The sequence below is a fragment of the Neobacillus sp. Soil_C_43 genome, from assembly GCF_057656715.1.
Genome location: NZ_JBDGJV010000009.1, coordinates 1 through 12,322 on the forward strand (window position 1 = coordinate 1; position 12,322 = coordinate 12,322).

A 12,322-nucleotide genomic window follows, 5' to 3' on the forward strand; every position below is an offset into this window, starting at 1 on the left:
CTCATTATTTAAATATCTTTGAACAATTTCTAATTTCTTTTCGAATGTAAATTTGGTCATAAAAACACCCCGTAAATATTAGTTTGGTGTCTAACATTTACGGGGCAGATCAAAACCAGGGGCTTTTCTAATTTTTCTTTAGTTTCAACACCATTTCTTCATCAGGAGTAACATAAACTGTCTGTTGGTTGTCATAAATGACAAAACCTGGTTTTGCGCCACTTGGTTTTTTTACATAGCGAACCTTTGTAAAATCAACCGGTACGGAGCTTGAATTTCGTGCTTTGCTGTAATAAGCAGCCAAAACGGCTGCCTCCCGAATGGTTTCATCAGAAGGTTCTTTGCTACGAATCACCACATGAGAACCAGGAATGTCCTTTGTATGAAGCCAAATTTCGTCTCTAGCAGCTAGCTTATTGGTTAAATAATCATTTTGCTTATTGTTCTTCCCAACAATGATGTCTGTTCCATCAGAAGAGACAAAGTGATCTAAAACCGGCTTTGCATTCTGAATTTTTTTGCCGTTCCTTTTCTTCCGGTCGCGGATATAGCCACCCTCTACGAGCTCCTCGCGAATTTCTTGTAAATCCTTTGGAGAGGCTGCAATTACTTGCTGCAACAAATTATCAAAGTACGCTGCTTCTTCCTGCGCTAATTCTATTTGCTCTTTTACAATGGCTACAGCATTTTTTGCCTTTTGATACTTAGAAAAATATTTTTGGGCATTTTCAGAAGGTGTTTTCCTCGGGTCTAAAGCGATGGCAATCGTACTACCATGTTCATCATAATAATTGACCACTTCTATTTCCTTCATACCCTTTTTCGCCGCATAGAGGTTAGCTGTTAATAGTTCGCCATAGCGCTGAAATTGATTGGCACGCTCAGCGTCCTTTAACGTATCCTTTAGTTTTTCAATTTTCTTTTCATTCTTTTCTTTCTCATTAGTAATAAACCGTTCAATATCATTCCCTTGCTGCTTCACCCTGTCACGTTCCGCCTTACCGAAATAAAAGCGGTCTAGCATTTCGCTAAGATTAGGATAGCTTTTCGTTTCCCCATTCAAATGCTCAAGTGGAAATAAATAAAATGATTCTTTTCCACCACTGGAAATAATAGAAGGAGAAATATGATCAGAAGCTATTCTACCTATTAACCGGGTAAAGGTTGAAGGAACGGTGGTGCGATTTGCCAGTCCGCTTTGGAAAAGTACCTCTTTAGCAAAAAGGGGAGAGGTACCGGCAAAATGTTCGACAAGCTGACGGTCAATCCTGCCTCCATTAAAATCAACCTTCTGTAAAACATCTTCTTCAACAGCTGTAAATGGGTTTACCTTATTTTGTTCTGGAGGAAATACGTAAGGCTGGCCTGGTAAAATCGCTCGATGGCTGTTAACAGCAAAAGAAACATGCTTAATACTATCAAGGATGACATTTCTTGTTTTATCTACTAAAACTATATTGCTATGCCTGCCCATAATTTCAATAATTAATTGTTTATAGCTAATATCACCGATTTCATTCCGACCTTTTATTTCAAATATAATCATTCGATCGGTTTCAACTTGATATAAGTCTTCTAATATATAGCCTTCGATATGTTTTCTAAGCAACATACAAAACATTGGTGGTTCGCTTGGATTTTCATAGGCTTCATTTGTCAGCTGTACTCTTGCGTAGCTTGGATGGGCTGAGAGGAGAAGCTTTTGATTGACTCCATTTGCCCGGATTGTAAGAATTACTTCATTTTTATATGGTTGATGGACTTTGTTGATTCGACCGCCTTTTAAGGAGCGAACAAGCTCAGCAACCATTGCTTTTGTAAATAAACCATCAAATGACATGGGAAAACATCCTTTACACTTTCATATGAATTGGTTCTGTTAAACTTGCCTGTTGATTTCCGCTCCAGGCACGAGCGGTTCGCGGGGCGGTCCGGGAGCCTCCTCGTCGCTCACTCCTGCGGGGTCTCCCGTGACCAGCTACTCCCGCAGGAGTCTTCGTGCCTTCCGCTCCAATAAGCGTTTTAACATAGCCTATGAATTAATTATATCCTACTATTTTCAAATCTGTCTTATTTATCGTTTGTTAATAGGCTGGGTTTTAACTAATTCTTTCATCATATCATAGCATTTTTTTGGACGACCCTGAATAAGCTTTCCTTAGAGTATGTCAATAAAGGGGGAAGTGAGATGGTCGGATGAAATTCCATGAAATGAAGATAGAACAAGTAGAAAAGGCCTTAGAAACCGACTTTTCTTCTGGATTATCACAGGAAGAAGTAAAAAAACGGATAGACCAGTACGGGCTAAATGAATTAGAAGAAGGAGAAAAGCAATCGGCTTTACTCTTATTTTTTAGTCAATTTAAAGATTTTATGGTCTTAGTACTTCTTGCAGCTACCTTGATATCTGGATTACTTGGCGAATATATTGATGCAATTGCGATTATCGCCATCGTCATTATAAATGGTTTTCTTGGTTTTTTCCAAGAACGGCGGGCAGAAAAGTCACTCCAGGCGCTAAAGGAATTATCTGCTCCACAGGTGTCAGCTCTTAGGGATGGTCAATGGATCAAGATTCCTTCAAAGGAAATTGTCGTAGGTGATATTTTAAAGTTTAGCAGCGGAGATCGGATTGGTGCTGATGTTCGTGTAATTGAGTCAAAAAGTTTAGAAATTGAGGAATCTGCTCTTACGGGTGAATCTGTTCCGGTTGCTAAACATATAGACAGCTTAACCAATCCAAACCCTGGAATTGGAGACATGGAAAATATCGCTTTTATGGGTACGATGGTAACTAGGGGAAGCGGCATTGGAGTTGTAATGGCGACGGGTATGAAAACCGCCATGGGGCAAATTGCTGATTTACTCCAAAGTGCACAATCACAGGATACTCCATTACAACGTCGCTTGGAGCAGCTAGGGAAAATCTTAATAACTGTTGCCTTATTGCTGACGGTCCTTGTGGTGGTAGTAGGGGTATTACGTGGACATGATTTATATGAGATGTTTTTAGCGGGGGTTTCTTTAGCTGTTGCAGCCATTCCAGAGGGATTGCCTGCAATTGTGACGGTGGCATTATCACTTGGTGTACAGAAGATGATTAGGCAAAATGCGATTGTTAGGAAGCTACCTGCAGTCGAAACACTTGGTTGCGCCTCTGTTATTTGCTCTGACAAAACTGGAACAATGACCCAAAATAAAATGACCGTAACGCATTTGTGGAGCGGTGGACAAACTTGGACTGTAGACGGCGTTGGCTACGAGCCGCAGGGCCAGTTTTACCGGGACGATCGAACCGTACAGCCTAAAGATGAGAAAGCCTTACAGCAAATGCTGATTTTTGGTATGTTATGCAATCATTCAGACCTAGTGATAAAGGATGATGAATTTACGCTGGATGGAGATCCAACGGAAGGCGCCTTATTAGTAAGTGCAATGAAAGCAGGCTTTGAAAGGACAAAGCTATTAGACGAATTTACTATTGTGAATGAATTTCCGTTTGATTCTGCAAGAAAAATGATGAGCGTTCATGTAAAAGATAAACAAGGCAGGCATTTTATTATTACAAAAGGTGCCCCAGATGTCATTTTAGGGATTAGTGAATCGATCCTATGGGATGGACGGACTCAATACTTAAATAGGGATTCGCAAAATAAGGTCCAGGATGCAATCAATGGTCTTGCTTCACAGGCACTTCGGACCATAGCTATCGCTTTTAAACCAATATCTACAAACACCGTCATTTTAAGTGAGCAGGAAGCAGAAAAACAGTTAACATTCATTGGAGTCCAAGGAATGATTGACCCGCCAAGACCTGAAGTAAAAGATGCCGTGAAAGAATGTAAGGAAGCTGGTATTAAAACGGTAATGATCACGGGAGACCACGTGATTACAGCAAAAGCAATTGCTTCCCAACTAGGCTTTTTAACTAAGAAAAGCAAGGTGTTGGATGGAAAAGCTTTATCTAATATGTCAGTGGAAGAACTTGAGGAAATAGTCGATGATGTTTCTGTTTTTGCAAGGGTTTCCCCAGAGCATAAGTTGAAAATTGTTAAAGCGTTACAAAATAGGGGGCATATTGTTGCCATGACAGGGGATGGAGTAAATGATGCTCCTGCAATAAAGGCAGCAGATATCGGCGTATCCATGGGGATTACAGGGACCGATGTGGCAAAAGAAGCTTCGGCGCTCATTCTGCTGGATGATAATTTTGCTACGATTAAAGCTGCGATTAAAGAAGGCAGAAACATTTATGAAAACATACGTAAATTTGTCCGTTATTTACTGGCATCCAATGTTGGTGAAATATTAGTCATGTTATTTGCAATGATTTTGGCATTGCCGCTTCCTCTCGTGCCAATCCAAATCCTTTGGGTTAATTTGGTTACGGATGGACTTCCTGCTATGGCACTTGGACTCGATCGACCAGAGGAAAATGTAATGAAACGAAATCCAAGAAGTCCTAATGAAGGTGTTTTCTCCCGGGGGTTAGGTTGGAAGGTTGTTTCAAGGGGATTCCTGATTGGGATTGTAACCTTATTATCGTTTATGATTGTTTATGGTAATGATCCGAGTAAGCTGCAGTATGCTCAAACAGTTGCCTTTGCCACACTAGTAATGGCTCAGTTAATCCATGTGTTTGATTGCCGGAGTGAAAAATCGGTCCTGTCAAGAAATCCATTTGGGAATCCATATCTAGTTTGGGCGGTTATTTCATCACTATTGTTAATGCTTGTTGTTATTTACTATCCACCTTTGCAGCCTATTTTCCATACACTGCCGATTCTTGCGAAAGATTGGTTGTTAATTGTAGGACTATCCTCTATTCCAACTTTTTTACTAGCAGGGACATTTTTATTAAGAAAAACAAAATAAAGTATGTTATAATCCAAAAGGTAATAGATGCCACTCTATTACCTTTTGTCTTTTTTAATAAAAAGCCGATCATTTCTCAAGGATTGGATGTGCAAGTGATGGTTATTAGTATGACAGGCTTTGGCAGAGCTAAGACTGAATCGCAGTTCTTTTCTGTAAATGTAGAAGTTAAAACGGTAAATCACCGTTTTTGTGAAATGAATATTAGAATGCCAAGGCAGTTATTAAAAATAGAAGATAAATTAAAAAAGAAACTAAGCCAGCAGATTCGACGTGGACGAGTAGAAGTTTATGTCAGTGTAGAGGGTGAGGGAGTTGTTACCCGAAAGGTTCACGTGGACTGGAATCTGATTGATGAATATTATCAATTTATAAATGAAGCACGAAGCAAATATGGTGTGGAAGGAACTGTAACTATACACGATTTGCTTGGTCGAAGTGACCTATTACATATTGAAGAAAGTGAAGTCGGCAACGAAGAACTCGAAAATTTAGTTCTAACCGCTACGGAAGAAGCTGTTCAATTATTATTACAAATGAGAATTGCGGAAGGGGAAGAAATAAAAAAAGACCTGATTGCCATCTTAGCACAATTAGAAAACGATGTATTTGAGCTTCAGAAATATGCTCCTCTCGTTGTTCAATCCTTTAAGGAACGTCTGACGAAAAGAATGCAGGAGTTTTTAAATGGGCAATTGGACGAAACAAGAATATTAACTGAAGTTGCCGTTTTTGCTGATAAAGCGGATATCAATGAGGAAATTACTCGTTTAAAAAGTCATATTCAGCAGTTCCTTCAGACGTTAAAAAGTCAGGAACCGATTGGGAGAAAGCTTGATTTTCTTGTTCAGGAAATGAATAGAGAGGCTAATACTATTGGTTCAAAAGCGAATGACTCAAACATTGCGAAACAAGTGGTAGAGATCAAGAGTTTACTTGAAAAATTGAAGGAACAGGTTCAAAATATCGAATGATTTGTTTAGAAACTGTTTACCACGGTCAAAATATATTATTGATGATTGGATGATGACCATGTCGATTAAATTAATTAATATTGGATTTGGAAATATCGTTTCGGCCAATCGGATTATTTCAATTGTTAGCCCCGAATCTGCACCAATAAAAAGAATTATTCAAGACGCCCGTGACCGGGGGTCCTTGATTGATGCTACATACGGTAGACGTACACGTGCTGTCATTGTCATGGATAGCGACCATGTCATTCTGTCAGCTGTACAGCCAGAAACGGTTGCTCATCGATTATCTGACCGTGATGAAACTATTGATGAAGGGTAGGATTCTTAATAATGCAGGAAAAAGGATTACTGATTGTACTTTCAGGGCCATCTGGTGTTGGAAAAGGAACGGTACGAAAAGAAATATTCTCTCATCCAGATACAGCTTTTGAATATTCTATATCGATGACAACTCGCTTACCACGTGAGGGAGAAGTGGATGGCGTAGATTATTTTTTTAAATCGAGAGAAGAGTTTGAAGCGTTAATTGAGCAAGGGAAACTTCTAGAATATGCAGAATTTGTTGGGAACTATTATGGCACTCCTGTTGATTATGTTCGTCAAACCTTGGATGCAGGCAAAGATGTATTTTTAGAAATTGAAGTAAAAGGTGCTAGACAGGTACGAGAAAAGTTTCCAGAAGGGCTGTTTATTTTCCTTATGCCGCCAAGCCTGTCTGAATTAAAAAATCGAATTGTTACTAGAGGAACTGAAACAGAAGATATCATTCATAATCGCATGCTCTCTGCTCGAGAGGAAATTGAAATGATGGAATTGTATGATTATGTGGTTGAAAACGACCAAGTGGAACGTGCATGCGAACGTGTTAAAGCAATCGTTACTGCAGAGCATTGTCGTAGAGAACGTGTAGAGCATCGCTATAAAAAATTATTGGAGGTTGAATAGAATGTTATATCCTTCTATCGATTCATTACTTGAAAAAATTGATTCCAAATACTCACTAGTTTCCGTTGCGGCAAAGCGTGCACGCGTAATGTCGCAAGTAAGGGACGAAAGACTAGCGAAATACGTCTCTTATAAATGTGTAGGTAAGGCGCTAGAAGAAATTTATAGCGGAGAGCTTACTTACCGTATTGCAAAAAAAGAAACATCTGATGAATAGATAAGAGTAGCGAACAGACATAAACATGAATGAAGGCCTGACGACAAAGGAAATTCCTTACGTGTCAGCCTTTTTTATTTGGCTTTAACTATGAAAGTTGAATTTTGTCGACATACAGTAGGAAAAAGATGAAAAAATGTTACTATTACAGCATAATAGAAGGTAAAGATTAATGGACGGATAAGAAATGGGGGATTCGGGTCATGGTAAAGGATAAGAAAATATTATTATGTGTGACAGGGGGAATTGCTGTTTATAAAGCAGCAGCCTTAACAAGTAAACTTGTTCAAGCTGGGGCACAGGTGAAAGTCATTTTAAGTGAATCTGCTGAAAAATTTGTTACCTCATTAACCTTTCAAGCACTGTCCCGCAATGAGGTTTATACAAACACCTTCGAAGAAAAAAATCCGCAAGTTATTGCCCATATTGATCTGGCTGACTGGGCTGATTTAATTTTAGTTGCACCGGCAACGGCTAATACCATCGCAAAATTAGCTCATGGTATTGCTGACAATATGATTACGACAACGTTGCTAGCTGCAACGGCACCCGTTTGGATTGCTCCAGCAATGAATGTACATATGTACGACCACCCGGCAGTGAAAAAAAATATTGCCACTTTAGTTGATTACGGATATCAATTTATTGAACCGAGTGAAGGTTATCTGGCTTGTGGATATGTTGGAAAAGGACGGCTTGAAGAACCAGAAAAAATTGTTGAATTAGTCCAGGCTTTTTTTAGTAAGGAAGGATTAAAACTAAAAGGTAAAACAGTCTTAATTACTGCGGGACCCACCCGTGAAAAAATTGACCCTGTACGTTTTATTTCTAACCATTCAACTGGAAAAATGGGCTATGCACTTGCAGAAGCGGCACAGAGACAAGGTGCACGTGTCATCTTAGTTTCAGGTCCAGTCCAGTTACCGTCACCTGCTGGAATGGAAGTGGTCAACATTGAAAGTGCTGACGATATGTATCACGCCGTTATGAACCACTACGAGAGTGTCGATGTTGTAATTAAGACTGCAGCTGTAGCTGATTATAGGCCTAAAACAACCTATGACCACAAAGTGAAGAAGCAGGAAGGCGACTCCAGCATTGAATTAGAAAGAACAAAAGATATTCTGTTTGAGTTAGGTAAAAGGAAAAAGCATCAAATATTAGTTGGGTTTGCCGCAGAGACCGATCATATCGAAGAATACGCAACCAAAAAATTAAACAGAAAAAATGCAGATATGATTGTCGCCAACAATGTGAAAGCAGAGGGTGCTGGGTTCGGAACAGATACGAATATTGTAACGCTCTTTAAACGTTCTGGAACGGTTACTGAATTACCGCTCATGTCAAAACAGGCTGTTGCCGAAAAGATTATTGATGAAATTACTTCTCTTATAGAAGGATCTGGAAAATAATGAATATTGCAAGTGTTATTGTTGATGTCCCAACAAAACAAACGGATAAGACCTTCGATTATTTAATACCCGAAGAATGGATAGGGACCATTCAACCAGGGATGAGGGTAGTTGTCCCTTTCGGACCGAGAAATATTCAAGGATTTGTTATGGACATCAAAGCTGAATCGAAATTTAAAAAGTTAAGAGAAATCATTGAACCAATGGACCTCGAACCCGTGTTGAATCATGAATTATTAGAACTTGGTGACTGGCTGACAGAGAATACACTTTGCTTTAAAATTTCTGCCTTTCAGGTCATGCTGCCGGCTGCATTAAAAGCAAAGTATGAAAAAAAAGTGAAGCTTGCCTCGAATGCAAGGGTTTCTGACCTTCCGCTAAATCTTCAGGATTTGTTTACAAACAATGGAATGGTAAAGTGGGAAGAGGCAATATCTACTGGAATTGTCCCTGTCTTGCAACGTGAAGCAGCCAAACACAATCTTGAAGTAATTTACGAAGTCAAAGAACGAGTACGAAAAAAACAAATGAAGTTTATTCGCCCGCTCGTGTCTCTTGAGGAATTGAAGGAAGAAGCAAAACGTTTATCTGCTAGAGCTGAAAAGCAAAAGCAAGTATTATACTATTTTGTTGAGAATTTTGATGCTATTGAGTTAAGAAAGTTGACAGCAGAAATAAACACCACTTCCTCTACCATTAAAACCCTGGTTGATAAGCAGCTACTTACAGAGTTTGAATTGGAGGTTTATCGGGATCCTTATGAAAATCGATCATTTGAACGAACCAAACCATTACCTCTAACTTCTTCGCAGCAAACAGCCATTGAACCGATTTTAGATTCTATTGAGAATCAAAAACATGAAGTATTTCTCCTCTATGGTGTTACAGGAAGTGGGAAAACGGAAATATACTTACAATCCATACAGGAAGTAATCGAAAAAGGAAAAGAAGCCATTGTTCTTGTTCCAGAAATAGCTCTAACTCCTCAGATGGTTAATCGCTTTAAAGGGAGATTCGGGGATTTAGTTGCGGTATTGCACAGTGGGTTATCAGCTGGTGAAAAATACGATGAATGGCGAAAGATTCAACGTAAGGAAGTAAAGGTGGTTGTCGGAGCTCGTTCCGCTATCTTTGCTCCCTTTGAAAACCTTGGAATTATTATTATTGATGAGGAACATGAAACGAGCTATAAGCAGGAAGAAATGCCGAGGTATCATGCAAGAGACGTGGCAGTTCAAAGAGCTAAGACGTACAACTGTCCCGTAGTCCTTGGCAGTGCTACCCCATCCCTTGAATCGTTTGCAAGGGCACAAAAAAAGGTGTACCAGCTATTGTCGCTGCCAAGTCGTATGAATAACCAATCGCTTCCCTCTGTCGATATTATTGATATGCGAGAGGAGCTTCGTGAAGGAAATCGGTCGATGTTTTCCAGAAAGCTTTTTGAAAAGCTCCAAGATCGGATTGAGAAAAAGCAACAATCTGTCTTATTTTTAAATAAACGAGGTCATTCATCCTTTGTTATGTGCCGGGATTGTGGATATGTCATGAATTGTCCATACTGCGATATTTCCCTTACCTACCATCGGGTAAATGAGCATATGAAATGCCATTATTGCGGTTATGAGACGTATGTTCCTAGTAATTGCCCTGAATGTTCAAGTGAGTATATCCGCTATTTTGGAACGGGCACACAAAAGGTTGAAGAAGAGCTCGGGAAAATTCTCCCAGAAGCAAGAATCATCAGGATGGATGTGGACACAACTGGAAGAAAGGGAGCGCACGAAAGGTTACTAAAGGATTTTCAAGATGGAAAGGCAGATATTTTGTTAGGCACTCAAATGATTGCTAAAGGGCTTGATTTTCCAAATATCACACTAGTTGGTGTGCTTTCGGCAGATACTATGCTCCATTTACCAGATTTTCGGGCCTCTGAAAAAACCTTTCAGCTTTTAACCCAAGTGAGTGGGAGGGCTGGGCGCCACAAACTGCCAGGGGAGGTTGTTATTCAAACCTATACCCCTGAACATTACAGTGTGGAGTTAGCTGGCACGCAAGATTATGATCTATTTTATCAGCGGGAGATGATGATTCGTAAAACCCACCATTATCCGCCGTTTTATTACCTCTCACTCATTACTATCAGTCATGAGCAGTTGATCACAGTAGTATCAGCTACAGAGAAAATTGTAAACTATGTCCGCTCACAGCTTTCAAAGGAAGCAGTAGTTTTGGGACCTGCGGCTTCACCGATCCCTAGGATTAATAATAGATATCGCTATCAATGTCTGATAAAATACAAGCGGGAACCGAACATGACAAAAACGTTAAAAACCATTCTAGATCAATATCAAATGGATACAAAGAGTGGTTTACTGGTTTCTATTGATGTCAACCCGTTTATCTTAATGTAAACTGGGTGAAAATAATAATAAAAGAATGCTCTTTAATGGGCATAACGGAGGAACTGATTTGGCAGTAAGAAATGTTGTTATTCATCCTGCAGAGATACTAGAGCAAAACTGTGAGGCAGTGTTGAATTTTGATAAGAAGCTAGCGAAAATACTAGATGATATGTATGATACGATGATTGAATATGACGGGGTGGGTCTAGCCGCACCCCAAATAGGATTGAATGCACGGATTGCCATTGTTGATATTGATGACGAATTAGGGACTATTGAAATGATTAATCCCCGTGTTCTAGAAACATCGGGCGAACAGACAGGTCCTGAAGGCTGTTTAAGTTTCCCAGGATTATTTGGTGAGGTGACAAGGCCTAATTTTGTTAAGATAGAGGCATTTGATCGAAAAGGCAGGAAATATACTTTAGAAGCAGAAGAGTTCCTGGCTAGAGCGATTCAACATGAAATTGACCATCTTAACGGAATCTTATTTACATCAAAGGTAACAAGATACCTTGAGGAAGATGAGTTAAAAGGAGTAGAAAGTGAATGACGAAAATTGTTTTTATGGGTACCCCGGATTTTTCGGTCCCCGTTCTTCAAAAAATTATTGAGGACGGCTATGAGGTAATAGGCGTAGTCACTCAGCCTGATAGGCCGGTAGGAAGAAAAAAGGTGTTAACCCCACCTCCTGTTAAAGTGGAAGCCTTGAAACATGGCATCCCCGTTTTCCAACCAGAAAAAATCCGTCAAGAAGAAGAGCTTAGTAAAATCCTTTCCTTAGAGCCGGATCTTATTGTAACAGCTGCTTTTGGTCAAATATTACCTAAAAAGCTGTTGGATGCTCCTAAATACGGCTGCATAAATGTACATGCATCCCTTCTGCCAGAACTTCGTGGCGGTGCCCCAATCCACTACGCTATCATTCAAGGGAAAAAGAAAACCGGTGTGACAATCATGTATATGGTAGAGAAATTAGATGCCGGGGATATTTTAACAACTGTGGAGGTTCCAATCACTGAAGAAGACAACGTAGGAACACTCCATGATAAGTTAAGTGCTGCTGGATCAAAATTGTTATCAGAAACCTTGCCACTTTTATTAGATGGAAAGCTTACCTCACAACCTCAAAATGAGGAACAGGCTACATTTGCATCCAATATTAAACGTGAGCAGGAAAAGATTGACTGGAGCCAGACAGGTGAACAAATTTATAACCATATCCGTGGATTAAACCCGTGGCCCGTTGCTTTTACCACTATGGAGGGGCAGGTAGTGAAAATTTGGCGAACCGAAAAAGTTGCTGACTCAAAGAGAAATGAGCCAGGAACGATTGTAAAAATAGAACCAGATGGATTAATAGTAAGTACAGGAAATGAAACGGCTATAAAAATCCTAGAGCTTCAGCCTTCAGGTAAAACCAAAATGATGAGTGAGCAATTTTTACGCGGTGCCGGTTCAAAAATATCATTAGGCAGTAAGCTGGGAGAATAA

Annotated in this window: 10 protein-coding genes; 9 read left to right on the plus strand and 1 reads right to left on the minus strand. The window is 39.7% G+C overall.

Translation table 11 applies throughout. The features are described from left to right. Positions 1-127: 127 nt before the first annotated feature. Complete coding sequence (locus tag AC3A54_RS13090; protein WP_487654778.1) at positions 128-1,840, minus strand: Rqc2 family fibronectin-binding protein; 1,713 nt, start codon at positions 1,838-1,840, stop codon at positions 128-130. A gap of 356 nt (positions 1,841-2,196) precedes the next feature. Here AC3A54_RS13090 and AC3A54_RS13095 point away from each other — a divergent pair, with 356 nt between their 5' ends. The 9 genes from AC3A54_RS13095 (at position 2,197) to fmt (ending at position 12,322) form a co-directional block, all read left to right on the plus strand. Next, positions 2,197-4,875, plus strand: a complete 2,679-nt coding sequence (locus AC3A54_RS13095; protein WP_487654779.1) for a calcium-translocating P-type ATPase, SERCA-type — start codon at positions 2,197-2,199, stop codon at positions 4,873-4,875. Positions 4,876-4,973: 98 nt separating this feature from the next. Continuing rightward, complete coding sequence (locus AC3A54_RS13100) at positions 4,974-5,849, plus strand: YicC/YloC family endoribonuclease (RefSeq protein ID WP_487654780.1); 876 nt, start codon at positions 4,974-4,976, stop codon at positions 5,847-5,849. A 58-nt stretch (positions 5,850-5,907) separates the two neighbouring features. Further along, positions 5,908-6,171 carry an extracellular matrix/biofilm regulator RemA gene (gene remA / locus AC3A54_RS13105; RefSeq protein ID WP_066068779.1) on the plus strand — a complete coding sequence of 88 codons (264 nt, stop codon included), beginning with the start codon at positions 5,908-5,910 and terminating at the stop codon, positions 6,169-6,171. 11 nt (positions 6,172-6,182) lie between these two features. Next, positions 6,183-6,797 carry a guanylate kinase gene (gene gmk, locus AC3A54_RS13110; RefSeq protein ID WP_308080224.1) on the plus strand — a complete coding sequence of 205 codons (615 nt, stop codon included), beginning with the start codon at positions 6,183-6,185 and terminating at the stop codon, positions 6,795-6,797. Position 6,798: 1 nt separating this feature from the next. Next, a complete protein-coding gene (gene rpoZ, locus AC3A54_RS13115) occupies positions 6,799-7,014 on the plus strand; it encodes a DNA-directed RNA polymerase subunit omega (RefSeq protein ID WP_308080223.1) in 216 nt (71 codons plus the stop codon). A gap of 203 nt (positions 7,015-7,217) precedes the next feature. Next, positions 7,218-8,426, plus strand: coding sequence for a bifunctional phosphopantothenoylcysteine decarboxylase/phosphopantothenate--cysteine ligase CoaBC (gene coaBC / locus AC3A54_RS13120; protein WP_487654781.1), 1,209 nt, complete (start codon positions 7,218-7,220; stop codon positions 8,424-8,426). Next, positions 8,426-10,837: a primosomal protein N' gene (gene priA, locus AC3A54_RS13125; protein ID WP_308080221.1), complete on the plus strand. Its 2,412-nt coding sequence runs from the start codon at positions 8,426-8,428 to the stop codon at positions 10,835-10,837. The genes coaBC and priA overlap by 1 nt, the downstream gene beginning before the upstream one ends. Before the next feature lie 58 nt (positions 10,838-10,895). Next, the gene (gene def, locus AC3A54_RS13130; protein ID WP_308080220.1) at positions 10,896-11,381 is read left to right on the plus strand and encodes a peptide deformylase; all 486 of its coding nucleotides are present in this window, start codon (positions 10,896-10,898) and stop codon (positions 11,379-11,381) included. Further along, positions 11,378-12,322, plus strand: coding sequence for a methionyl-tRNA formyltransferase (gene fmt, locus AC3A54_RS13135; protein WP_487654782.1), 945 nt, complete (start codon positions 11,378-11,380; stop codon positions 12,320-12,322). Before def ends, fmt begins: the two co-directional genes overlap by 4 nt.